Origin of the sequence: Nitrosospira sp. Nsp14 (assembly GCF_900113575.1) — a bacterium.
GTDB lineage: Bacteria > Pseudomonadota > Gammaproteobacteria > Burkholderiales > Nitrosomonadaceae > Nitrosospira.
Map to the genome: position 1 here is coordinate 58,163 of NZ_FOPV01000015.1, position 24,465 is coordinate 82,627.

General features: G+C 54.7%; 26 protein-coding genes and 1 tRNA gene. 13 read left to right on the forward strand and 14 right to left on the reverse strand.

The annotated features are described in order from the left end of the window. Positions 1-152 precede the first annotated feature (152 nt). Genes rpsP through rplS form a run of 4 tightly spaced genes read left to right on the forward strand, consistent with a single transcriptional unit; the run spans position 153 to position 2,199 of the window. Positions 153-416, forward strand: a complete 264-nt coding sequence (gene rpsP / locus BM022_RS10780) for a 30S ribosomal protein S16 (protein WP_091139203.1) — start codon at positions 153-155, stop codon at positions 414-416. A 31-nt stretch (positions 417-447) separates the two neighbouring features. Beyond that, entirely contained in the window at positions 448-960 is a 513-nt protein-coding gene (gene rimM, locus BM022_RS10785) for a ribosome maturation factor RimM (RefSeq protein WP_091139277.1), read from the forward strand. Positions 961-962: 2 nt separating this feature from the next. Beyond that, on the forward strand, positions 963-1,742 hold the full coding sequence (gene trmD / locus BM022_RS10790; RefSeq protein ID WP_091139206.1) for a tRNA (guanosine(37)-N1)-methyltransferase TrmD: 780 nt from the start codon (positions 963-965) through the stop codon (positions 1,740-1,742). A 49-nt stretch (positions 1,743-1,791) separates the two neighbouring features. Next, positions 1,792-2,199 carry a 50S ribosomal protein L19 gene (rplS, locus tag BM022_RS10795; RefSeq protein ID WP_091139208.1) on the forward strand — a complete coding sequence of 136 codons (408 nt, stop codon included), beginning with the start codon at positions 1,792-1,794 and terminating at the stop codon, positions 2,197-2,199. Positions 2,200-2,278: 79 nt separating this feature from the next. Here rplS and BM022_RS10800 read toward each other — a convergent pair whose 3' ends face one another. From BM022_RS10800 to BM022_RS10810, 3 genes are all read right to left on the reverse strand, one after another. Further along, positions 2,279-2,869: a c-type cytochrome gene (locus BM022_RS10800; RefSeq protein WP_091139209.1), complete on the reverse strand. Its 591-nt coding sequence runs from the start codon at positions 2,867-2,869 to the stop codon at positions 2,279-2,281. Between the two features lie 108 nt (positions 2,870-2,977). After that, entirely contained in the window at positions 2,978-3,457 is a 480-nt protein-coding gene (locus BM022_RS10805) for a DUF411 domain-containing protein (RefSeq protein WP_091139211.1), read from the reverse strand. Beyond that, positions 3,454-3,930, reverse strand: coding sequence for a cupredoxin domain-containing protein (locus BM022_RS10810; protein ID WP_091139212.1), 477 nt, complete (start codon positions 3,928-3,930; stop codon positions 3,454-3,456). The genes BM022_RS10805 and BM022_RS10810 overlap by 4 nt, the downstream gene beginning before the upstream one ends. Positions 3,931-4,381: 451 nt before the next feature. Between BM022_RS10810 and BM022_RS10815 the strand changes: the two genes are divergently transcribed. Beyond that, complete coding sequence (locus BM022_RS10815; RefSeq protein ID WP_091139213.1) at positions 4,382-5,569, forward strand: aldose epimerase family protein; 1,188 nt, start codon at positions 4,382-4,384, stop codon at positions 5,567-5,569. A 62-nt stretch (positions 5,570-5,631) separates the two neighbouring features. Here the strand turns inward: BM022_RS10815 and BM022_RS10820 are convergent, their stop codons facing one another. The 7 genes from BM022_RS10820 to BM022_RS10850 form a co-directional block, all read right to left on the reverse strand. Further along, positions 5,632-5,967, reverse strand: a complete 336-nt coding sequence (locus BM022_RS10820; protein ID WP_091139279.1) for a DUF167 domain-containing protein — start codon at positions 5,965-5,967, stop codon at positions 5,632-5,634. 118 nt (positions 5,968-6,085) lie between these two features. Next, the gene (locus tag BM022_RS10825) at positions 6,086-6,658 is read right to left on the reverse strand and encodes a YggT family protein (protein ID WP_091139215.1); all 573 of its coding nucleotides are present in this window, start codon (positions 6,656-6,658) and stop codon (positions 6,086-6,088) included. Between the two features lie 33 nt (positions 6,659-6,691). Then, complete coding sequence (gene proC / locus BM022_RS10830) at positions 6,692-7,504, reverse strand: pyrroline-5-carboxylate reductase (protein ID WP_091139216.1); 813 nt, start codon at positions 7,502-7,504, stop codon at positions 6,692-6,694. Between the two features lie 205 nt (positions 7,505-7,709). After that, entirely contained in the window at positions 7,710-8,531 is an 822-nt protein-coding gene (gene mutM, locus BM022_RS10835) for a bifunctional DNA-formamidopyrimidine glycosylase/DNA-(apurinic or apyrimidinic site) lyase (protein WP_091139280.1), read from the reverse strand. A gap of 138 nt (positions 8,532-8,669) precedes the next feature. Continuing rightward, positions 8,670-10,025, reverse strand: coding sequence for a GldG family protein (locus BM022_RS10840; RefSeq protein ID WP_091139218.1), 1,356 nt, complete (start codon positions 10,023-10,025; stop codon positions 8,670-8,672). 15 nt (positions 10,026-10,040) lie between these two features. Next, positions 10,041-10,784, reverse strand: coding sequence for an ABC transporter permease (locus BM022_RS10845; protein ID WP_091139220.1), 744 nt, complete (start codon positions 10,782-10,784; stop codon positions 10,041-10,043). 3 nt (positions 10,785-10,787) lie between these two features. Then, complete coding sequence (locus BM022_RS10850) at positions 10,788-11,537, reverse strand: ABC transporter ATP-binding protein (protein WP_091139221.1); 750 nt, start codon at positions 11,535-11,537, stop codon at positions 10,788-10,790. Between the two features lie 246 nt (positions 11,538-11,783). Here BM022_RS10850 and BM022_RS10855 point away from each other — a divergent pair, with 246 nt between their 5' ends. The 8 genes from BM022_RS10855 to ychF all read left to right on the forward strand — a co-directional run bounded on the left by BM022_RS10855 (position 11,784) and on the right by ychF (position 18,903). Then, a complete protein-coding gene (locus tag BM022_RS10855) occupies positions 11,784-13,502 on the forward strand; it encodes a tetratricopeptide repeat protein (protein WP_091139223.1) in 1,719 nt (572 codons plus the stop codon). 14 nt (positions 13,503-13,516) lie between these two features. Beyond that, the gene (gene lolB, locus BM022_RS10860; protein ID WP_091139225.1) at positions 13,517-14,227 is read left to right on the forward strand and encodes a lipoprotein insertase outer membrane protein LolB; all 711 of its coding nucleotides are present in this window, start codon (positions 13,517-13,519) and stop codon (positions 14,225-14,227) included. Next, positions 14,220-15,083: a 4-(cytidine 5'-diphospho)-2-C-methyl-D-erythritol kinase gene (ispE, locus tag BM022_RS10865; protein WP_091139226.1), complete on the forward strand. Its 864-nt coding sequence runs from the start codon at positions 14,220-14,222 to the stop codon at positions 15,081-15,083. The genes lolB and ispE overlap by 8 nt, the downstream gene beginning before the upstream one ends. A 3-nt stretch (positions 15,084-15,086) precedes the next feature. Further along, a tRNA-Gln gene (locus BM022_RS10870) sits at positions 15,087-15,161 on the forward strand. Between the two features lie 112 nt (positions 15,162-15,273). Next, the gene (locus BM022_RS10875; protein WP_091139228.1) at positions 15,274-16,224 is read left to right on the forward strand and encodes a ribose-phosphate pyrophosphokinase; all 951 of its coding nucleotides are present in this window, start codon (positions 15,274-15,276) and stop codon (positions 16,222-16,224) included. 97 nt (positions 16,225-16,321) lie between these two features. After that, positions 16,322-17,023, forward strand: a complete 702-nt coding sequence (locus BM022_RS10880) for a 50S ribosomal protein L25/general stress protein Ctc (protein WP_091139230.1) — start codon at positions 16,322-16,324, stop codon at positions 17,021-17,023. 105 nt (positions 17,024-17,128) lie between these two features. Beyond that, complete coding sequence (gene pth, locus BM022_RS10885) at positions 17,129-17,710, forward strand: aminoacyl-tRNA hydrolase (protein ID WP_091139232.1); 582 nt, start codon at positions 17,129-17,131, stop codon at positions 17,708-17,710. A gap of 101 nt (positions 17,711-17,811) precedes the next feature. Then, positions 17,812-18,903: a redox-regulated ATPase YchF gene (gene ychF / locus BM022_RS10890; protein ID WP_091139233.1), complete on the forward strand. Its 1,092-nt coding sequence runs from the start codon at positions 17,812-17,814 to the stop codon at positions 18,901-18,903. A 350-nt stretch (positions 18,904-19,253) separates the two neighbouring features. Here the strand turns inward: ychF and BM022_RS10895 are convergent, their stop codons facing one another. From BM022_RS10895 to BM022_RS10910, 4 genes are all read right to left on the reverse strand, one after another. Continuing rightward, entirely contained in the window at positions 19,254-20,732 is a 1,479-nt protein-coding gene (locus BM022_RS10895) for an ATPase domain-containing protein (RefSeq protein WP_091139235.1), read from the reverse strand. Continuing rightward, on the reverse strand, positions 20,729-21,148 hold the full coding sequence (locus BM022_RS10900) for a hypothetical protein (protein ID WP_091139236.1): 420 nt from the start codon (positions 21,146-21,148) through the stop codon (positions 20,729-20,731). Before BM022_RS10900 ends, BM022_RS10895 begins: the two co-directional genes overlap by 4 nt. 221 nt (positions 21,149-21,369) lie before the next feature. Further along, on the reverse strand, positions 21,370-22,023 hold the full coding sequence (locus BM022_RS10905; RefSeq protein WP_256209127.1) for a response regulator transcription factor: 654 nt from the start codon (positions 22,021-22,023) through the stop codon (positions 21,370-21,372). A 2-nt stretch (positions 22,024-22,025) separates the two neighbouring features. After that, positions 22,026-23,798 (reverse strand): sensor histidine kinase, encoded by a 1,773-nt coding sequence (locus BM022_RS10910; RefSeq protein WP_256209128.1) that lies wholly within the window; start codon positions 23,796-23,798, stop codon positions 22,026-22,028. Positions 23,799-24,465: the final 667 nt, after the last annotated feature.

The window sequence follows — 24,465 nt, forward strand, 5'->3', positions numbered from 1 at the left end:
CTGAAACTTTCGCCTTTTGCCGTGTACCCGCCTGCTCCAGGGCTCCTCGCTTCGGCTGGAGTGTACTGGAAGGTATTTATGACTTGCTAATGACCTAAAATTTACCGTAAAATCACACCCTTTTCGGTTTTGGAGCCTCATAGGGCATATATATGGTTACTATTCGACTGGCGCGCGGTGGCGCCAAGAAACGTCCGTTTTTCAATCTGGTGGTAGCCGATTCGCGCAATGCCCGTGATGGCAAGTTTATCGAGCGCATCGGTTTTTATAACCCCAGGGCGGCTGAAGGGGAAGAAGCTTTGCGCGTTCAGCTGGATCGCGTTACATATTGGCAATCGCAGGGTGCGCAACTGTCCGACACTGTGACGAGGCTCGTCAAAGATTTTGGCGCGAAGCAAAAAGCCGCAGCAAGCTGAACCCGACGCACCAGCCGAGCCAGCCGAACCTATAGTGGTAATGGGCCATGTTGTCGGGCCATTCGGAGTATCAGGCTGGATCAAGATTTTTCCATACACTGAAAATGTAGATGGGCTGCTGGGCTACCCCGTTTGGTGGCTGGGAACGGGCAGCGGCGACTGGCGTAGGCATAGAGTCGCCGCGAGCGAGGTCCATGGAAGTATAGTGGTTGCTTTGCTCGAGCAATACGACGATCGTACAGCGGCAATGCGGTTGAAGGGTTTGCAGGTTGGCGTTCCTCGCAGTCAATTGCCCGTCTTACCCGAAAATGGTGAGTATGGCTACTATTGGTCCGACCTGATCGGCCTTGAAGTGGTCAATCTGCTGGGTGAAGAACTGGGGGTCGTGGCAGGCTTACTCGAGACAGGCGCCAATGACGTGCTTCAAGTGCAGAATTCGAAAGAAGGCGGCAGCGAAAGGTTGGTTCCCTTCATTTCCGAGATAATTGTCAAGGTAGATTTGAAGGCAAGGCGGATGACGGTGGACTGGGGCATGGACTACTAGTCATGACGTTCGAGTTCGACGTGGTCACGCTCTTCCCTCAGATGTTCGACGCGATTACGAAATATGGCGTCACCGGAAGGGCCAGTGCAAACGGCATTTATCATTTGCATACTTGGAACCCGCGCGAGTTTACCGAAGATAATCACCGTACCGTGGATGATCGGCCCTACGGTGGGGGACCGGGAATGGTGATGCTCGCGCAACCTCTGGAAAGGGCCGTTACGGCCGCAAGGAGCCGGCAAATCGCCAGCGGTCGTGGTGGTGCGGGGGGGCCGAAAGTTATCTACCTTTCCCCGCAAGGGCGCCCGCTAGACCATCGCGTGGTATTGGAGCTATGCGAACTGCCGGCCCTAGTGCTGCTCGCCGGACGCTACGAAGGCGTGGATGAGCGCCTGATAGAGCGGCAGGTGGACCTCGAAATTTCCATCGGGGACTATGTGCTCTCCGGCGGCGAACTGGCCGCCATGGTTTTGATTGATTGTATGGTACGGCAAATGCCGGGCGTGCTCGGAGACCCTGAATCGGCTAGCCTGGAATCCTTTACCAATGGGCTGCTTGATTTTCCCCAGTACACGCGGCCCGAGGTTTATCGCGGCAATGTCGTACCTGATGTTTTAATGTCTGGGGATCACGCGAGAATAAAACGCTGGCGCTTGCAACAGTCGCTGGGTAGGACATGGCTGAGACGCCCCGATTTGCTGGCGTTGAAAGTCGAGAGCGGGCTGACAGTCGAGGAAAAAAGATTGCTGGAGGAATTCCAGCAATCCTACGAAGCCAATTGAAAGCAGCAGTAATCGAGGAATATAAAGCAAAAAGCTAAGGAGTAGAAAAATGAACCTGATCGAACAACTTGAAAGCGAAGAAATTAGCCGTCTGGGCAAAACAATTCCCGATTTCGCCACCGGCGACACCGTTGTGGTTAACGTCAAGGTGGTGGAAGGCGACCGCAAGCGCATTCAAGCCTATGAGGGCATCGTCATCGGGAAACGTAATCGCGGGCTTAACTCGGCCTTCACGGTGCGGAAAGTGTCCAGCGGAGAGGGCGTGGAGCGGACCTTCCAGACTTATTCGCCGCTGATTGCCAGTATCGAGATCAAGCGGCGCGGCGACGTCCGCCGCGCCAAGCTTTATTACCTGCGGGACCGTTCGGGCAAATCTGCGCGTATTCGCGAAAAACTGCCAGCCCGGGCTACGGTGAAGAAAGGCGAGAAGGAAGCGCGTAAAGCCGAGCCGGCCTGAGCGTTGTAAAACCTGAAACAGGTTTTACACTGTGCCGGAGACGTGTTGCGGCGACCTCCGGCGTTGCCCAGCCGTAGCATCAATTTTGTTTCGGTTGCGGCTTTTGTTCGATTTCCTTAAACCAGATATCGTACACATCGTCTGGCCACAGGGACTTGATCCACACGATCACATCATCGATCTGCTGATTCGTCAATTTGCCATCCCAAGGCGGCATGCCCCCCGGGCCAGGGCTGCCTTCCCGAATCATTTTTTCCAGCGTCTCAGTTGAGTGGTGCCATGCGTGCGCGCTGCCGTCCAACGGAGGAGGGGGATATCTGCCGTCGGGGCCGGGGGTCCGCCACCCTGAGGTCGCCTCCCCATTGGGTCCGTGACAACTCGCGCAGTTAGCGCGATAAACGGCCTCACCACGCTTGATCTTTTCCGGATCCAGCTTGCGCGCAGCCAGGTTTTTCGGCTGCTCCACCTGGGCGGCAGCAGGTGGAGATTCCTTAGCAGGCGGTGCCGACTCGGCAGTGGAAGGGGGTGTGGCGGGTGATACCGGTGCGGCTGGTGCGGTAGGGGCTGATGCGCCTACAGACGGCGAAGGCGGCGCAGAAGGTGACTTGGATTCGCCGCAACCGGCGATCAATCCGGCCATGCCAACCAGCAGGAAAAAACGGATGTTCATGAGGGGGACCTTTGCTGGTGGCCAGCCGGCGGGATGCAACCGAACGCGGCGGGCCAGGTTTTCTTTTTTATTCTGAATTACGAGAGCGGGGAGGAAACTGCATACTCCTCACTTCAGTCTCATCATGGATTCTTTCGGGTCAGAAGGAAGGTGTCGGCTGTATACGCTCGTATCGCCCTGTTTATTGATCAACAGTACGTCATAAGGGTCGCTGCGCGCGCCTTCCATTCCAGGAGAGCCATGTGGCATACCGGGAGCAGTCAGGCCTATTGCGCGCGGACGCTCTTTCAGGAACCGTTTGATATCGGCCGCGGGCACGTGACCTTCAATCGCATAACCGTCAACCAGGGCGGTGTGGCAAGAACCCAGCGTGGTGGAAATACCCGCGCGTTCACGCACCTCCTTGTTACCTACATCATGGGTATTCACAGTGAAACCATGCGCGCGCATATGGTCGACCCATTTGGCGCAGCATTTGCATGTGGCGCTCTTATAAACCTCAACCGTTGTCGAGGTAGCCTGCGTAATTGCCGGCACACCGCCAATGAGAATCGATCCGGCTAATAATAACTGTTTTGCTATTTTCATTTTGCTTCCACGTTGATGGTTCCTTTCATACCCGGAAAATTCATGCCCTTGAAGTGGCCTGGCAGCGGGCAGGCGTAGTAGACCGTGCCAGCATCAGCGAAATGCCAGATCAGCTCGCGCGTATCGCCGGAATTAACACTAATCATGTTGGGCTCGTCGTGATGTTCCGCGTCGGGATGTTTTTTCATCATCCTGCCATGCTCATCGATTGCCTCGGGCGTGCCAATCATTATCTCATGCTTCTTTTTGCCAGCATTCTTGAGCACAAATTTTATCGTTTCCCCCTGTTTCACATTTATTTCAGAAGGTTTGAAACGGTTTTCCACCATCGTAATCTCAATGGTACGGGAGGCTTTCGCTGGATCGCCGGGGCTGCCTACGCCTTCTCCTGCGCCTCCCTCATCCGCAACGGCTCCCGTCCAGTTCCCGGTCAGGATGAAGGCGGATGCGATCGAGATCAAAATCTTTTTCATGTGATCCTCCTCTCTGGATCCGGCTATCTCCGCTGCATACTGCAGATATAGCGCAAATATAGCAAAAAAATGCCCATCCGCCCAATTTAGTGCAAAATGTCGGGTTTGAATCGGGCCCTTAACGAAGGAAGCGCGCCACGGTGTAATAATCGAGCTCACAGGCCGGGCCTTGGGTCCGATGCAGTGATTAATATCGTGCGCGGCAACAAGTAACGTAAAAAAGTAAGAAGGTAACTACAGGTCACGGTCATCTTGTGGTTGTAGACCAGAAAGATGACACCTAGTTCCGCCTTGCTCACCAAGCGGATTTGATACCTAGCACAGCCCAAATATTGCGCAGGCACTGCTCATTCATGTTATGCGGCAAGCGATGTTTGGTGTTTCCGGCGCGCACTGTTTCACCGGGCACCGTTTCGTTTGATAGCCTAAAGCGAATTTAGAAAGAGGGTACATGCCTTTATTATATACGCTGCTTTATTTGAGCTCCGCGGTGGTATTGTCTGGATGTTTATCCCCGATCGCACTCAACCGGGCAGTCTCAGTCTATGACGACGCCATTACCAGCGCCGCATCCAAACAGCTGCTGATGAATGTTGCTCGCGCCCATCATCACCAGCCGATACATTTTACTGGCGTATCCAATGTAGCTGCGACCTTCGATTTCCGCTTCAATGCCGGGGCCACCCCCGCGGCGGGGGGGCTTGCAGGAGCCGTACTGATGCCGATATTCGGCGCTGCGGTGGCCGAAAACCCCACCATCAGCATTGTCCCGATTGAAGGAGAAGAGTTCACTAAACGACTTCTGGACCCGTTTCAGCAAGCCAAGCTGACGCTGCTGCTGCGCCAGCGCTATGATATCGACCTGCTGCTGAGGCTCATGGCGCAGGAGGTACGCATTCAACACCCGACCTCGCAGACTGCCTATCGCAATCGGCCGTCCGATCCGCAAGGCTACGAGATGTTCCGCCGTGTGGTGCTACATCTATCGGCCATCCAGGACCAGAACCAGCTTCATGCCGAACCCTTGACCCTGGAGCGTACCTGGACCATTCCCGCTGGCTCGATTACCGCGGAGGGCTTTCAGGTCCTGGAGAAAGAGTTTTTTGTCCTCTATAACAAACAGGACAATACCTACACGCTTAGCAAGAGCGTGCCGGGACCGATCCTCATCACAAATTACGATCCAAATTCCTTGTCTCCCGAGGAACGCATACGGTTGAGCAGCGAGGCAGGAAACTCGGACACCAACGATGTCGCCTTCGATATCCGCCCCAATGGTCCAGGAGGGGAATGGCCCATCCGGGGAACTTTCCGGCTCAGAAGCTTCCATGCAATTCTCGGTTTCCTTGGTCGCTCACTTGGCGACGAGCCGGAGTATCACGTCGATAAAGACCCGCGTACACCACCCATTGCCAAAGGTGAGAATCCCGCGGCCACCATGGAAGTCCTAGTATCCGACTCCGCTTCCCCGGAGGCGGATCTCTCGATCCATACCCATAACCGCTATTACGCCGTGAACACTACCGGGCCGCTCGCCCGATGGAATCGCGACGCGTTCCAGATGTTGTACCTGCTGTTTCAGATGACCATTACCGACTTGCCTCGCACGGGCGTGCCGAGCATCACCATTGCCAAATAATTCGATCTATTGCAGGGGTTGACGGGCGGACAATGCCCAACGCATGAGATGGATCGCGGTAACTAATTCGCGCCAGAAGCGGTGATTTGCGTGAACAGGACTTCGGGTCCGCGCGCAGCCTGGATGATCTCTATTACTTTGCGCCGTGATCTGTTTCCTCGTTTGAGCACCACTTGACGTTGCGGGACGCCAAATACTTCGGCCAGAAACGCCACCAGCACAGCATTAGCCGCTCCTTCCACCGGTGCCGCGGCGAGCCTGATTTTCAGCGCATTGTCATGCACACCGATCACTTCCGTACGCTTGGCGCCGGGCTGCACGTGCAGAATGAGGGTAAGGCGGCCACCGCCGTCTCCGTCATCGCTGTGGCACCAGGCGTAATGAGAAGAAGACACCATAAATTTCAAATATCGTGGGCCGCGCTGTTCGCATGGCATTAAATCCTCTCGCCTCGCCGGGTAGGTAGCCATAGCATCCAGCATCCGCGTCCTCAGCTGCGATTTCTTCCAAGGCGCGTCAGAACAGTCTGGAGATTTCTCTCTCCATACCCGTGACGACAAACAGCAGCAGTTGAATAATAATCAAAACAAACAAGGGAGACAGATCGACGTTACCAATTGGCGGGATGCGCGCGCGGATCCCGCGCAGAAACGGGCGGGTGAAACTGTCGAGTACCGGCGCCATCGGGCTGTACGGATTTATCCAGGAAAGCAGCGCCTGCACGATCACGGCTACCATGATGATATAAAGGGCCATCTTGACAATCTCTACCGCCGCCAGGAGCGCAAGCCCTCCGAGGGCGATTCCGATAGATGAGCTGAAGTCGTAGCCCCGAAGCGTTTGCACCCCCGTCAGCAAAAGCAATTGGGTAAGCCACGCCAGCAGCAAAGTAGCGAGATCCATCCCCTGGAAGCTGGGGATGATCCGGCGCGCAGGCCGCACCAGAAAATCGGTCAGTGCGATAAGGAATGGCGAAAGCGGGTTACGGTAGGGCGCGCGCAGCAACTGCATAAGGAAGCGCAGCAGCAGCGCCAGGGAAAATAATCCCAGCAAGGTATCGAGGAGAAATACAAGCATCTGGTTCAGCATACGGAATCCTGAAAAACAACGGTAACGGGACTTTTATGCGCTGCCGAATTCATCGGCCAGTTCCTTTGAACGCTGACTTGCCGCTTGAATCGCGCGCGTAATTGCGCTTTTGACTCCGTCGTGTTCCAAACTTGCTACCGCGCGCTCAGTCGTGCCTCCAGGCGAGGTAACGCGAGCGCGCAGAACCGCGGCATCTTCACTGCTCGCGCCGGCAAGCCGGGCCGCGCCCAGAACGGTGTCGATGCTCATCTGTCGCGCCTGAGCCGGGGTTAAGCCTAATTCGCGCGCTGCGCTCTGCATTGCCTCGATAAAATAGAATACATATGCCGGACCACTGCCGGAGATAGCAGTCACCGCGTCCAGCAATTCCTCCCTCTCGACCCAGAGCACCGAGCCTACCGCGCCAAGTACAGCCTCCGCGTTGTGTTTCTCCTCCGAGGTAACGCCGGGCATGGCATAGAGTCCGGTGACGGCAGCGCGAATCAATGCCGGGGTATTGGGCATGGCTCGCACGATGCGGCTGTGTCCCCCCAGCCAGCGGCATATATCTGTGGCGCGGATACCGGCGGCGATGGAAATTACCAGATGGTTTTCGAGCAGCGGCGCAAGCTCTCGCGCCAGCGCGGACAATTGCTGGGGTTTTACCGCGAGGACTATGACTTCGCCATGCGCTGCGCCCCGGGCAAGATCCGCCACCGTTTGCACGCTAAAAGCATGCTGGAGTTTTTCTCGCCCCTCGGGGCTGATTTCGACCACACAGAGCTGTCCGGGGGAAAAGTCCTGCTGCAATAGTCCACCGATCAGGGCCGAAGCCATGTTGCCCCCGCCGATAAAAGTAATGTTCACGGTAATCCTTTTTTGTTAAACGCTTTGAGGACGATGATATACCTGGTTTATACCCTGGTTGCTGCATACCTCAACAACTCAAAACGATACAACGACTAACAGGCATAAGATACGGGTATCATGATACAGAACAACAGGGAAGATGAGGCATATCCATGACGAAACGATAAAAACGCCGAGCACCCCTAGCACGCGCCTGACTCATTTATTTTTGACAATGCGGGCAATAGAAACTTGAACGTTGCCCTTGCCTTATTTGCGAGATGGCAGTCTTGCAGCTGCGGCAGGGCTTGCCCGCACGGCCGTACACCCAATACTGTTGCTGAAAATAGCCGGGATTGCCGCTACTATCGACAAAATCGCGCAAGCTACTGCCGCCGGCTTCAATCGCCAGATCGAGTGTGACCTTTATCGCCTGCACCAATTTTTCGCATCGGCCTGCCCCGAGTCGACCGGCGGGAGTCATGGGAGCAATGCCGGCGCGAAAAAGCGCTTCGCTGGAGTAAATATTTCCTACCCCTACGACAATGCGGCTGTTCATCAGTACCTCCTTGATGCTCGCGCGCCGCCCCCTCGTCCGCCTGTACAGCAATAATCCGGTGAAAGCCTCCGTGAGTGGTTCGGGTCCGAGTTGCGCGAACAGCGCATGCTGCATCACATCGGCCTGAGCCCAGAGCATCGCGCCAAAACGTCGCGGATCACGCAGGCGCAAAACCACACCGTTATCCAGAACCAGATCGACATGGTCATGCTTTCCTGGCGGGGTTATCGCCGCGGCCGGCAGCAACCTCAGGCTTCCGGACATTCCGAGATGCAGGATTAATGTTCCCTTGCCGCAATCGAGCAAGATATATTTTCCGCGGCGCGTTACCTGTCCAATTTCCGCTCCGCGCAATATTTGGTCCAGGTCAGGCGCCACCGGCCAGCGCAGATTTGGATTTCGTATCTGCGCCGCGGCAATGCGCCGACCTTCAAGGTGGGATACGATCCCGCGGCGGATGACTTCGACTTCAGGCAGTTCAGGCAAGTGAAAGAGTCCAATAAATATCAACTGGGCTGCGGGGGCAGCCTCTCATCCGAGGGAGAGAACTGCTGCTCCGCCACCGATTAGTGGGCCACATACTGTCTTTCGCTCATGCTGAAACAGATATTGCGCAGTGGGGGGTCATTTCCTGCGTCGATTCCACCAGATGAAAGCGCCGCTTGCCAGGAAAAACAGCGGCAGAACGATCAGGAAGCTCCAGGCCATCACTGTCAGGGCTGGTTCTGAAAGGCTCAGATTGCTGTCGTGTGTGGTACGTGGCTGAATAGCGATAAGATCATCATCACCCGCGAGCCAATTGACCACATTAATGCCAAAATCCAGATTCTTCCCATAGCCGAGATAGGCATTGGCAAGAAAATGGCCGCTCCCGATAACGACAATACGCTGCTCATGGTCCTGGACGGTACGGCTCAACGTAGCGGCAATCGGGACAGGACCCGATACATCATACATCGGATCGAAGGCGACCCCCCCATCCAGCTTACCCGTCTCCACCCACCCGCTTTGCGCCGTTTCCACCAGGGAAACGCCGCGCCAGTCCTCGCTCTCATTCAGCGTGATCTGACGCGCAAAGGGAAAAACGGTAGGGTAATCGAAATCATGGGTGACCGGATGCTGTGCATAGGCCGCGCCCAGCGCAAATGTGACAGGTGTTCTCAATTTCTCGGCTTGAGGGTCAACGACGACGCCAGGTGTCAGCGTCAGAGCCAGTTTTTCCGCCAACGGCTGCAACCCGTGCAGCGGTTCCTGGTCCACAAGCCACAAGAGATTTCCGCCTCGTTCGACATACGCAAGCACCTTCTCCACCGTTCCCTCTGACAGGTCGACCTGGGGAGAAGCGATAATCAGCACATTTGTATCCCGAGGCACATCCCCCACAATAGCGAGGTTCACCGCGCCGACGTTTAAGCCCTTGGCAATTAATTGCTTACCGAATTCCCCGAGGTCGCGGCTGGCGATGCCATCTAGCCTGCGCTCGCCGTGTCCGGTCAACGCGATTATCCGTTTCCCGCCAGCGCGCGCCAGGCGCATCAGTACGTTGGTCAGCGCCTGTTCGTTGAATGTTGCCAGACGTTCCTGCCTGCCATTGAACTCCACTACCATTTCTCCGTTGAGCTGGACGCCAGCTGCTTGCGCGCGTTGCGGGTTCTCATCCGGATCAACGAAGGTAATGGCGAGATCCGGTTTGGCGCGCTGATAAAGAGCCAGGAACTCACCAATTATTTTAGAGATGCTTCCAAGTTGCGCGTCTTGCTGTGTCGCATAAACAGTAACGGCAATAGGACCATTCATTTTATTCAGTACGTCGATACTGGTCTGGGTCAGACTGTTGCGCGCGTTCTGGCTGACATCCCACTGAATACGTTTTTCCCATGCCAGATAACCAAGCAAGCCCGCGAACACGACCACCAGCATCACGAATAAACCGCTCTGCATCAGTTGGGGCAAACGCCGCTTCTGGTTCACCGTCAACATGACTCAACCACGGTCTCAACCATGCAAGCGTTCACTATCCAGTCTGCGGATGGACAGTAGCAGAAAGATCACAATGAAAATTGCAAAGTATGCGAGATCAAAACTATCGATCACACCACGATTGAAGTTTGCATAATGCGCGAGCAGCGAGAGGTGGCGGACGATCCCGTCCGTACTCTCTGCAGTAACATTATCCATGGCCCACAGGCCCAGCAGGATGCCAAGTGTTCCCGCTCCCGCTGTGGCGGGTTGAGAGCTTAGGCAGGAAATGTACAGGCCGAGGGCAGCGAAGCTGGCGGCTATCAAGCTTAGGCCGGCGATGTTGCTCAGTAACAGGCCAAAATCAAGCGTGCCGCCAATCAGCAAGGACACGGACAACGCGACAACCAGAGCAATGATGGCGCAGAAGAAGATCATCAGCCCCAGGAATTTACCCAACACGATATCACTTATGGAAACCGGGGCGGAGATCAGGAAAGTCAGGGTCTGATTACGGCGCTCCTCGGCGATAAGACGTGCGGTGAGGAGGGGCGTTGCGGTCAACAGCACAATGGCGGCCACGACAAATAGCGGTGCGACGATGCTTTCGGTCACCCCGGGCGGATTGGCGATCTTCCCCAGCTGCGGCTGAATCTCGAGGAAAGTATCGAGATACGCCAGAAACATCCAGGCGAATACTACTTGCGCCAGCGCCAATACTACCCAGGCCAGCGGCGAGCAAAACAATATTTTTAATTCCTTCTGAGCGACGGCGAACATCGATCAAATATCCGCCTGGCTTTCCGAATTCATGGTCGAACGCACAAACACTTCCTCCACGCTGATGCCCTGTTGTTTCAGCATCGCGATGTGACCGGTAAATACCGTGCGACCCTCGTTAATAATTTGCACGCGGTCGCATACGCTTTCCACCTCTGGCAGGATATGAGTGGAAACAATGACGCTGCGTTCGCTGCCGAGTTCACGTATGAGGGTGCGGATCTCGCGTACTTGGTTGGGATCGAGTCCCGCCGTCGGTTCATCGAGAATGATTACCGCTGGATCGTGAATGATCGCCTGCGCGATCCCGACGCGCTGCCGATAGCCCTTGGACAGCGAGCCGATCAAGCGATTGCCGTTATCGTCAAGTCCGCAACGCTGAGTGGCCCGATCGAGGGCGAAAGGAATTTTTGAGCTATCCACCCGATGCAGCCTTGCTGCAAAGCGCAAATACTCGGTCACCGTCAATTCCCGGTAGAGGGGCGCCATCTCGGGGAGATATCCAAGGCGGTTCTTGGCTTCCTCCGGTTTGGCGATCAAGTCGATGCCGCCTATTTCAATAGTGCCCGCGCTTGGGGCGAGGTTCCCGGTCAGCATGCGCATGACGGTCGACTTTCCCGCGCCGTTTGGGCCAAGAAACCCGAGTACTTCGCCATGGCCGAGCTCCAGATCGATATCCTTGACCGCTATCCGCGGACCGAAGTGGCGGCAGAGGCCGCGAGCAACAATGGCGAGTGTGGTATCTCTGATCATGGCGGCGGCAGCCCAGGCCCGCAATTACCGGATATGGTGTTCATTTATTCGCGACCTGTAAGTATTGCGGCATTCAATACGAGAGCGAACCTGGAACTTTGAATTTATGGGACTGCCTATAAACTGATAGGGTGATCTGATCAGGTGTCACTTGTGATAAGCGTAAAATATACCTAATATGTGCCCTGTGCTGAAGGACCATCCCGCCATTTTCAGCCCTTTTCGAACCTTAGTCTGGATTTTTCCATGAGTCTTAGAATTCCTGGCGCATTCGCGCTGCTTTTTCTTGCTGCCTGTGCGCAGATTCCGGGCAAGACCGATATCAAGGCGGACAAGGGGGCGGAAAAGCTGCGAGCTGGCCAGCCAAAACTGCCCCTTCAGGACTTGACTTCACCCATGCTGTTCGATTTTTTGCTGGCCGAAACAGCAGCTCAGCGTGGCGACCAGGAAATCGCTGTCCGCACCTATCTCAAGCTGGCGAAAACGACGCGGGACCCGCGAGTGGCACAGCGCGCAACTGAAATCGCGCTTCAGTCGCGCCAGGCCGTGCCGGCGCTTGAGGCAGCCCAAATATGGGTAGACGTCAGCCCCGATTCGGTCAATGCGCGCCAGACCCTGGCCGCGTTGCTTGTAAGTGCCGACAGGTTGAATGAAGCCCGGCCCCATCTGGAAAAATTTCTCGCGTCGGCAGGAAATAATATCGATGACGCTTTCATGCAACTGAACAGCCTGCTGGTACGCAGCCCGAACAAGAATGCGGCATTTGAACTCGTCAAGCAACTTGCGGAGCCTTATCCAAAGTTGCCTGAAGCCCATTTTGCCGTGTCCCAGGCCGCATGGTTCGCCAATGACTTCGACGTTGCGCTGACCGAAATGAAACAGGCGTTGGCGCTGCGGCCGGAGTGGGAGATGGCCGCGATTTATCAGGGACGAATACTGGCGCGTACTTCAAATGCCAGCGCGCTGCAATTTTACGAAGAGTATCTCAAGAATTATCCCAAAGCCAACGATACACGCGTAACTTACGCCCGATTGCTGTTGGCGGAAAAAAATTACAGCAAGGCGAGAGACCAGTTTCAGCGCTTGCTGGCGGAGAATCCGGACAACGCCGACGTAGCGGTGGCTGTAGGGTTGCTCTCCATGGAGCTGCGCGATTACGACGTAGCAGAGTCCAATTTCAAGCGGGCCCTGGAGCTGGAATACCGCGACCCCGGGGTGGTGCGCTTTTATCTTGGAAGCCTGTACGAAAGAAATCAGCAAATGGATCAGGCAATGGAGTGGTACCGCTCGGTGAAAGACGGTAATCAATTCGTTCCAGCACAGATCAAGTATGCCCTCCTGCTGGGCAAAAAGGGCAAGACAAACGAGGCGCTCCAGCACCTGAAGCAATTGCCGGCCGACAATGATCAGCAACGGGCCCAACTTATTATTGCTGAAGCGCAATTGCTGCGGGAATCGGGCGCTTATCAGAAAGCGTTTCAGTTACTGAGCAAGGGCCTGGAGAAACTTCCCGACTACCCCGACCTGCTTTACGACCGTGCCCTGGCAGCGGAAAAAATCGGAAAGCACGACATCATGGAGCAGGATTTGCGTAAGCTGATCCAGCTGCGGCCGGATCACGCCCATGCTTACAATGCTCTTGGCTACAGTCTTGCAGAGCATACCGATCGGCTACCGGAGGCGCTGGAGCTCATAGAAAAAGCGATTGCGCTTTCACCCAATGATCCGTACATCATGGATAGTCTCGGCTGGGTGCACTATCGCATGGGCAACATCAATCAGGGGCTCAGTTACCTGCAGCAGGCATTCGGGCTCAACCCCGACCCGGAGATCGCCGCCCATTTGGGCGAGGTGCTGTGGGTGCAGGGAACGAAGGACGAAGCGGAGAAAATCTGGCGTACCGCCCTCAAGAACCATCCTGGCAATGAAGCCTTGCTCAGCACCATGAAGAAATTCATGAAGTAGTGCGGCACGGCGCAATGATGGATTATGCAGAACGCTTGGAGCCGTTTCGATCTGTGAGCCAGGCTTGTCTCCCATCAAAATACCGTTTTATCGCCGTCTGCTGGAGTTGCGTCCTGGTCCTGCCGAACTTTATTGCCGGGTGCGCCACCCTTGCTCCTCCTACCCTGGAAGAAACGGTCGTCAGTACTATCATTGCCGAGCCTGTGGCGGACATCGCTCATGCACGGTCGGCGGATTTTGCGCTGGTGGGGAGGGCGTCGGTAAAAGGCGGCAAGGAAAATTTTTCCGGTGGCGTGCAATGGCAACATTCCGGGAACCGCGATGAAATCCTGCTGCTGAATCCCCTGGGTCAGACTCTGGCGCAGATTCGGCGCATGCCGGAAGGTGTTCATCTGGCGACCTACGAGCAGGAAAATTATTATGCCAGCGATGTGGAAAGCCTGACGGAACAGGTGCTCGGCTGGCGGTTACCGCTGATGGGATTGCAATACTGGGTACAGGGCCTGCATTCGCCCGTCACCGTGGCTGAAATAGACAAAAATCCGGACGGGCGTGTGCTGGCTATTAGACAGGACGGATGGGAGATCGGTTACGCAAGTTATTTTCCCGCATCACCAGCGCAAGACTTGCAGGGACAGGGTGTCCGCCCGAAGCTGTTGATGCTCAGCCGCAGGGGCCTGCAGATAAAACTCGTAATTGATGCCTGGGGTCCTCGTGATGACTGATGGGAAGACGCTGAGGCTCGACTGCCCGGCTCCCGCAAAACTCAACCTGTTCCTGCATGTGGTGGGACGCCGGACAGATGGCTATCACCTTTTGCAAACTGTTTTCCGCCTGGTCGATTTCTCCGATCAGCTGAGTTATATCCTTCGGCAAGACGGTGTGGTGAAGTTGCAATCTCCCATTCCCGGCGTGCCCGAAGACAAGGATTTATGCGTGCGCGCGGCGCGATTGCTGCAACAGGAGAGCGGCATTTCCAGCGGCGTCGATATTTGCCTGGAAAAGCGCATACCGATGGGTGGTGGCCTCGGCGGGGGCAGTTCGGACGCGGCCACGACCTTGCTGGCGCTCAATCGCCTATGGGGTCTGAACTGGACACGGAATCGACTGATGGAACTTGGGCTCAAGCTGGGAGCGGATGTGCCTGTGTTCGTTTTCGGCGATAATGCGTTTGCTGAAGGCATTGGTGAAAAACTTTCAGCCATCGTCCTGCCACCGGCTTGGTATCTGGTCCTGACGCCCCCCGCGCAGGTGCCGACGGTGCAGGTTTTTGGCAGTAAGGAATTGACACGAAACACGATTCCAATCAAAATACCGCCCTTTTCAGTCGAGCACGGGCATAACGATCTTGAGCCGGTGGTTTGCCGCCTTTATCCCGAGGTGGCGCGTCATCTGGATTGGCTCAAACAGCTCGATAGTCCGCGGATGGCGGCAATGACGGGCTCCGGGGCGTGCGTTTTTGCCGAGTTTGCCACTGAGCTGGCAGCAAGCGCGGCATTGGCGCAGCTCCCATCCGATATGAGCGGTTTCGTGGCGCGAGGGTTGGATCGTCATCCCTTGCGCAATTTTGTCGAGCAATAATACTGGGGAGTCGCCAAGTGGTAAGGCACCGGATTTTGATTCCGGCATTCGTAGGTTCGATCCCTACCTCCCCAGCCAGTTTTAAGTCTTGAAATCCAGGGGACAGTCGATCACTGGCGTGCATTACATGTCTTTCGCGCGCAAGCCTCGGTTCCCGCTTTAGAGCTTTTTAACCTATAGATTCCAGGTCATGGCTTACGATAGCTTGATGGTTTTCACCGGGAACGCCAACCCCAAGCTGGCGCATGATGTGGTGCGGCATCTGAACATCCGCATAGGGCGTGCGACCGTCGGGCGTTTCAGCGATGGGGAAGTGATGGTGGAAATCCTGGAAAATGTCCGGGGTAAGGATGTATTCGTGCTGCAATCCACCTGTATGCCGACCAACGATACACTGGTGGAATTGCTGGTGCTGGTGGATGCCCTCAAGCGGGCATCAGCGGGGCGTATCACGGCGGCAATGCCTTACTTCGGCTACGCCCGCCAGGACAGAAGGCCGCGTTCGGTGCGGGTGCCCATTACGGCAAAGGTCGTGGCGAATATGCTGACCACCGTCGGGATTGACCGATTGTTGACCATGGATCTTCACTCGGATCAGATTCAGGGCTTTTTCGATATTCCGGTAGATAATATCTATAGCATGCCGATTCTGTTGGGCGACTTGTGGAAAAGCGATTACCAGAATCTGGTGGTGGTTTCTCCCGATGTCGGTGGAGTCGTACGCGCGCGGCAGATGGCGAAACGCCTGGAATGTGATCTGGCTATCATAGACAAGCGGCGCCCCAAGGCCAACGTCGCCAAGGTAATGAATATCATCGGCGACGTACAGGGGCGGACATGTGTCATCATGGACGATATGGTGGACACAGCGAATACGTTATGTGAAGCAGCGCGAGCCCTGAAGGAGCATGGAGCGGAACGGGTGCTGGCTTATTGCACGCACCCCGTTTTATCCGGCAACGCGGTAGAGCGGATTGCGAGTTCCGCCCTGGATAAGCTGGTGGTAACGGATACCATCCCCCTGCGGGAGGATGCTCAAGCCTGTGCGCGCATTCAGCAGTTGAGCGTGGCGAGTCTGCTGGCGGAAACAATGTTGAGGATCAGCAATGAGGATTCAGTAAGTTCGCTGTTCATGGAGTAGAAGAACCCCTCGTCTGCTGTTACAAATGTAGATAAGTTTTACAAATTTTATAACCGGAATCATCTGGTCGCGGGTGATTCACATTTTGGAGAAAACGATGCATATCGAAATCAGCGCCAATAAGCGCGTATTGCAGGGCACAGGTGCGAGCCGCCGCCTGCGTGGTTCGGGCAAGGTGCCTGGAATCATTTATGGCGGAGAAAATCCTGCACAGCCCATCGAGCTGGACCATAACAACCTCTTTCACCAGCTCAAACTGGAAGCCTTCCATGCTTCCATCCTGTCGATGGAGATTGAGGGGCAGAAAGAACCGGTGCTGTTGCGCGATATCCAGATGCACCCCTTCAAGTCTCTAGTTCTGCATATCGATTTCCAGCGCGTCGATCCCAACAAAAAAATTCATATGAAAGTGCCCTTGCACTTCATCAACGCGGATATTGCGCCAGGGGTGAAACTCTCCAGCGGCCTCGTCAGCCACGTGCTTACCGAGCTGGATGTTTCCTGTCTGCCCAAGGATCTCCCCGAGTTTATTCAGGTCGATTTGGCTGATCTCGCTGCGGGCAACACCTTGCACTTGAGCGACCTGACGCTGCCCGAGGGCGTGGAAATTCCATCCCTTATAAAGGGGGACAACCTGCCGGTTGCCACCATCGTCATTCCCCGCGCCGTTGCCGCCGAGGAAGCGGCTACCGCAGTGGCTGCGACCGAGGTCCCGACCACTGTGCAAAAGAAAGAGGGTATTGCCAAGGAAGGCGAAAAAAAGGACGCTGGAAAGAAAGAGGCTGCAAAGAAGAAATAGAACCTGCGGTTTCTCTGCCGTTTTTTCATGTGGGCCCGCTGGACTTAAAACGGTTCCGGCGGGTTTTCTTTTTAATACCCGGCATTTTCTCACTCCTCACGTTCGATGAAACTCATTGTCGGTCTTGGCAATCCGGGCAGGGAATACACCGCCACTCGCCATAATGCCGGCACTTGGTGGATATCGCGGCTGGCGGATCAATTAAACATTACGTTAAAAGCGGAGCCCCGATTTCATGGCTTGTGCGCGCGCATCGGACAAGGCGAGTCCGAGCTGTGGCTGCTCAATCCGCAGACCTATATGAACGCCAGCGGACGGGCTGTCGCCGCGTTGTGCCGCTTTTATAAGATCGAGCCCCAACAGATGCTCGTGGTCCACGACGAACTCGACTTGCCGCCGGGCACTTCGAGGCTAAAGCTGGACGGCGGGTTGGGAGGACACAACGGGCTGAAGGATATTGCTGCGCATCTTGCAACGCGGGATTTCTGGCGCTTGCGCATCGGCATCGGTCATCCAGGCGACAAGAACGCGGTGGTGAATTATGTGTTGCAACCTCCGCGCAGAGAAGAGTCCGTCCTCATAGACGAGGCTATCGAGCGCAGCCTGGAGGTTTGGCCGCTTATCGCCCAAGGCAATTGCCAGGCGGCAATGATGAAGTTGCATACCAGGGATAAAGAGGAAAAATAAGCCGTGCGGAACGGGGTCAACTCGCTTCTCTTCCGGCTTCAAGGCCTGCTCCTCGCTCTGTCAGATTAATCCAAAGGCAGTCGTCCACAACAGATAAACTTATGAGTCTGAAATGCGGTATCGTTGGGTTGCCCAACGTCGGGAAATCCACACTCTTCAACGCGTTGACCAAGGCGGGCATCGCTGCCGAAAATTATCCATTCTGTACCATCGAGCCCAATGTGGGCATCGTTGAAGTGCCGGACCAGCGTTTGAACGCGCTGGCTGAAATCGTAAAGCCGCAAAAGGTACAGCCCGCGATCGTCGAGTTCGTGGACATCGCCGGTCTGGTCGCCGGCGCCTCCAAGGGAGAGGGGCTGGGCAACAAGTTCCTTGCGACCATTCGGGAAACCGATGGCATCATCAACATGGTGCGATGCTTCGCCAATGACAACGTCGTGCATGTCGCCGGCAATGTGGATCCGATTTCGGATATCGAAACCATACAGACAGAATTAGCGCTGGCCGATTTAGCCACGGTGGAAAAAGCGGTGCAACGCGAAGGCAAACTTGCCAAATCAGGCGCCAAGGAAGCAATAAAGTTTGTGGCGCTGCTGGAAACGGTGCGGGCCCACCTTGACCAGGGCAAACCCGTGAGAAGTCTGGATTTGGACAAGGAACAACAGTATCTGTTGAAGCCATTGTGCCTGTTGACGGCCAAGCCGGCGATTTATGTCGCCAATGTGGACGAAAAGGGTTTCACCGACAATCCCCTGCTGGAACGGGTCCAGGAGTATGCGGCAGGCGAGGGCGCACCGGTTGTCGCCATATGCGCCGCGCTTGAAGCAGAAATTGCGGAGATGCCGGACGAGGATAAGCAGATCTTTCTCGCGGATATAAATCTTGACGAGCCGGGACTAAATCGCCTGATCCGCGCCGCCTACCAGTTGCTCGGGTTGCAAACGTATTTCACCGCCGGTGTGAAAGAAGTACGCGCCTGGACCATCTCAAAGGGCGACACCGCTCCGCAGGCCGCTGCCGTGATTCATACCGATTTCGAGAAAGGCTTCATTCGTGCCGAAGTCATCGGCTACGACGATTTCATCGCTTGTAACGGCGAGCAGGGCGCTAAGGAGGCGGGCAAGATGAGGCTGGAAGGCAAGGAGTACGTCGTCAAGGACGGTGACGTGATGCATTTCAGGTTTAACGTCTAGTCGAACAGATTGTCTTGTGATGTCCAACGCCGTACAGGAATAATAAAAAGCCCAGTAAAAACTGGGCATTGTTGTTTTATGGAGTCCAGTGGCGTATATTTCCGTCTTGGAAATAAGTGGGTATAAAAGCGGGGATTTATTGCCTGTTACATTGTTTTTGCTGACCCACTCCGGTTTGCTTTGCTCCCCATGGCCCACCCTAAGGATAATCTGATGGGCGGTTACTAAGCCCCCCCACAGGGATGACCCGGAGACTTGCCCGAGTTCCCGCTACATAATCGGCTGGCGGCAATTTTTGTTGGTTCTGTTCGGTAAACCCTTTATTCAGTATTATTCATTATGACCTTCAATTATCCATTCCTTTCAGTCAGGGGCAAACGGTGGGCCCGGCCCGACATGATACCGTCATACTCCGACAAGGTCCCGCCAATCACGATGCCTGCTTCTGTAATGTCAAACAGCCGAATGTCCTTGCTGTGCTCGCTGCCCCGGACTTTAACGACCGAGAAAACGCGTTTGAGCTGACCCCCGATTTCGGTATAGCGCTGCACGATAATTGCGTCAGCGAGAAAGGCGCTCCCGAATGGACTAAAGCGCAGATCAGTAAAACGGTCTTCCAGTTCTGAGGTCATTAATATGGTCACGCCCATGCCGGTGAGCTTTGCTACCATCCGATACAGGGAGCCGCGAAAATCTTCGCTAAACTCGGGTGCCAGTGCTAACTCGAAGCCGGACAAAGAGTCGATCACGAGGCGCTTTGCCTGCATGCGAGCAATCATGCCGATCAAATCATGCAAGGTTTCATCAACCGACAAATCCAGGGAGCGCGTGTCGATGACCCCAACTTTTCCGGTCTGCACCAGCGAAGACAGCTTGGTGCTCAGCAGTTGGCTGGGACTTTTCTCAAACGCCGCAATGACACCTGGTTCGTCCTTGCGCACGCCTTCGGCAAGAAATTCCGTTGCCAGGATAGTTTTTCCGGAACCAGATGGCCCGACGACGAGGAGCGAATATCCCACTGGCAAACCGCCTCCCAGCATGTGATCCAGGCCAGGCGTTCCCATGGAAACGCGCTCCTCGTTTGTGGAGAGCTTCTCTGCCGACTCAACCGCTTCACGTTGTTCCATAATCACGCGTGGGAATACCTCGATTCCGTGATCACTGATACGAAACGTATGCAGACCTGGTGCCTGGGCCTGGCCACGTATTTTGACCACCTGCATCTTGCGTACCATGGAATTGTGATGCAAATTTTGCGAAAGCGACAGGATGCCGTCCGCTACCGTAAATACGGGGCTTGACTCCGATTCCGGCGACAAGTATTCACCGATCAGGAATGTTGTGGCCTGCCAGCTCGTCATTTGCATGGCTAATCGCTGGACGAACCGCTGGAGGTCCAACACGCCCTGCTCCCCCCGTTTCGCTGACCTCACGACGGATCGAAACGAATCAACAAACACAAGGCTGGGAGCATAGTCTTTCACTTCTTCCTCGATGCGCGCCTTTACGCGGTCGAAACTGCCATCCACCAAATCCGCAGACAGGTTGACGAAGCGGATCGACTCATTGATTTTGTTGATGTCGAAAAACGAAAATTGCTGTTGATAACGGAGCATCTTCAACGCCGGCTCGCCAAGTACCGTGAAGAACAGTGCCCGATTGTCGGCATTTGCCAGCGAGAACATGATCTGATGAGCAAGCGTCGTTTTTCCGGATCCTGGCGCGCCTGCAATCACGTTAAACGAGAACTCCGGCAGGCCGCCGCCGAGCAGGTTGTCCAGACCGGGAACGCCGGTTGCCAGACAACGTATGTTTAGGTTTTCGTTCATTCCTGAAACTCCTTGTCGGGGCTATTCCCAGTGTTGATACCCCAAGCCAACTGTAAGATATGGGAGGTTAACTGGGTCCCAATCAACGAGGCCAAGATCTCAATGAATGTAATCAGCAGCAGACTGTTTGCTTCGCTGGCTTGCGCAGGTGCTTGTGCTTCAAGGCTCGTTTTGAGTTCGGCAAACCGGTGGACAGCGTTTGGCGTCAGTGAACTGGTCGAGAGCCAGGGAAATTTTGCCTGGCTCAGGAATAGACTTCTCGCGTAAAGGGAATTAAAAACTTCTTCACCCACAATCGTAACAATCGGACTAGCCATTTGTTCCCACACGTGAATCGCAGCATCGGCGGCTTTCTCGGGAGGCTGTGCCATGAGAATTTTAATTATCTGGTGCCGCGGCAGATCACTGGTAGCCATACTATGCTATGTCCTCAGTCTTTATGTCCTCGGTGGTATTGCTCTCGTACGGCTTTGCATTGATAGGGGTCATAGATAAAGCAAGGCCAGTCCACATCATCTGACTGTTCCGTCGAATAAACATCCCGAGAAAAACCTAAGTTGTTCAATACTGCCCCCGCTGGAATACGTTTTCCAATAAGGCATTTATGCTGGTTTGGCCGTTTTCTTTCCGCCGATTCCTAGTGTTCTTCCGTAATCCAGCGGGTGGCGTACCGTATTAAATCGGCTGCGTCTTTCAAATTCAGCTTGGTACGAACGTTGTAGCGATGCGTTTCGATTGTTTTAATACTGCGGTTAAGCAAATCGGCGATCTGCCGGCTACTGTGTCCGGTTCCAATTAGATGCAGTACTTCGAACTCGCTAGGAGACAGTTTACTGATTAATTCGGATTCCGAATTTCCAGTCACAACCCGATTCAACAGTCTCGCCTGTATATTGTTGCTCAGAGAGAAATTTCCCTTTAGAACTTTGCGGATAGCCCCCACCAGCACCCTGCCCGGCTCCAGCTTCATCACATAGCCCCGTGCGCCTGCCCGCAAAGCCCGCTCTGCATATATCCCCTCGTCAAACATGGACACAACCAGCACGGGCAATGCAGGGATCAAACTGTGCATGCTCTTTATTACCTCAAATCCGGAGACGGTTTTGAGCGACAGATCCATCAAAACAACATCGGGATGAGGTCCGGCCTTGAGTGTAGCCAGCGCTTCTTCCCCATCACCGGCCTCGGCAGACACCTCCATATCGGACTCGAGATTGATGAGCATCGCCATGCCATGCCGCATCAAGGGGTGGTCATCCACCAGCATCACTTGTGCTTTCGAGGCTCGCACAGTTACCCTTCCTGAATCATTGGCATTTCTAACCGCACTTCGGTGCCCCCTTCGGAACGAGGCAGCAATTTCAGCTTTGCACCAACCTGGCGGGCACGGTAATGCATGATTTTAATTCCCATCCCGGCGGCGGTACCGCGCTCCGTATCAACACCCGAAAAACCCGTGCCATCGTCGCATATCGACAGGCGGAGTATTTCGCCTTCAACGGCCAGCGAAATTACGAGATGCTGCGCATTACCGTGACGTATCGCATTGTTGACAGCCTCTTGGGCAATCCGGTAAAGATTAAGCGCCACATTGTTATCGATAATAAAAAATTCATTCTCGCGCACGAAATCACAGCTAATCCTATAGGTGGCCGCGATCCGCGACGCTAATGCCTGCAACGCGGGCATCAGGCCGTGGGTTTCCAGTTCAAACGGAAGCAGGCCCTGCGCGATCTGCTTGCATTGCGTGGCTGCGGCTTGCGCTTGTTTAGCGATGGACGCAGCGACTGCTGCTTCCTCTTTAATGCCTGCAGCGGATATTCTTATCTCTAAAGCCTCGGCCTGGTAGCCAATCGCCGCGATCTGCTGCCCAAGATTATCGTGTAATTCCTGCCCGACCGAACGCTGGTGTTCCTCCGCCAAGGAAACCAGTGTCTGCTCCAAACGCTTGCCCTCAAGCCATTTCTGCACGTCGCCTGCGACCGCATCGATGAGTCTCTGCTCTTCCGGTAGCAGGAAAGGCGTCTCTTCGGGGTAGAACACCCATAACTGCCCGCGAAGCGTACTATTTACTGTAATCTTCGATTGCAGCTCGTGTGTAAGGGAATGGCCATGTTTCTCGGAGAAGAATCGCCTGCCGTCGAGTTCGATCATCGCGGTCGCACTTTCGGGGAATTGCATTGCCGGTATCAGGTGCTCAAAAATGTGTTGGCAGGCATGTTCCAGCGATAATTCCAGCCCCAAGCCGCGGCGAATCTCATAGAGACAGGTGACTTCCTTCAACCGCTCTTGCAATGTTTCATCGATGTGTTTGCGCTCGAGCCATCTCTCCAGATCACTCGCTACGGCATCGATAAGTCTTTGTTCTTCCGGCATCAGGAAGGGCCTGTCTACTGGATAAAATAAGCGCAGCTGCCCGCACGATTTGTTGTCCACACTAATCTTCGAGTGTAGCTCGTGCGTAAGACCCTGTTCCTGTTCGCTGGTAGCGAATCGCCTGCCGTCGAGTTCGATCACCGCGGTAGCACTTTCGGGGAATTGCAACGCTGGGATCAGGTGTTCAAAAATGCGCTTGCAGACGCTATCGACCGATAATTCCAGCCCTATGCCCCGTCGAATCTCGTAAAGGCAAGTGATTTCCTTAAGCCATCTCTCAAGATCCCTCGCAATTACATCGATGAGTCTCTGCTCTTCCGGCATCCGGAACGGCGTGTCTTCAGGATAGAACACGCGCAATCGCCCGCATAGCCCATTATTCTTCACTGTAATAATCGATTGCAGCTCGTGCTTAGAGCCCTGGCTATGATTCGCGGTGGTGAAGCGCCTGCCGTCGAGTTCGATCATCGCGCTCGCAATTTGCGGAAATTGCATTGCGGGTATCAAATGCTCAAAAATCTGCTGGCAGACATCTTCCACAGGTAATTCCGGACCCATGCGACGATGGATTTCGTAGAGACAGGTGATTTCCTTCAGCCGCTCCCGTAGTGCCTGTGCCGTACTTTCATGCTCTTCGGTCGGGGAAGTGGCTGGAGCATCTGCGAAGATTCTATCGTTGTTGAGTACCAAGCGACTCTCCTCGTTCAGCTAAATCTGATGTTTGGCGCTCCGTGGCAGACATCGTCCGATGCTCTTAATTTGATCATTCCTTTAAAGGGACTTTTTTGTGATCGGTAGCACGGCAACTGGTGTGTTGTGCCTTTAGAACCATGGGGTGACCAAATCTCTTTATAGCCGAAGAATAAAAAATTGTTTCAATAATTCCGATAAGTAAGCCTGTATGCTACTTAACATGGCTAGTTAAAGGTGAAAAATTAGTAGTGCTAAAGGACTGCTAGTACTATGCCGATGTTCGGAGCTGTGGGAAAGCCTTCCTCCATTCACGGCCGTCGTATCACTCATCAGCCATGGCCGGGTATCTTTAACAATATGCCACCCAGTGGATTTACGTTGCCAACCGGAATAGCTCTGGGACATGGATTGCAAATAAGTTACCTCGGTGAGTTCGCTTGACCAAAGTACCGAGCGCCAGCGCGCTGGAATTGAGCTGGATAGCCTGCTTACTTGGGGTCTCCCGGGGGTCACTTTAACTTTTGTTGAGTGCTGTCTCACTCTTTACAGTGCATCGCGGGAGCGGGATAATCGCCTTTAGCACCTTCTGATGCCATGCCATTTCCTTGGCCGTATTTTCAGATCGTTTTACGATACTATCGTAGTCGACAAAAGCGCTGGTACT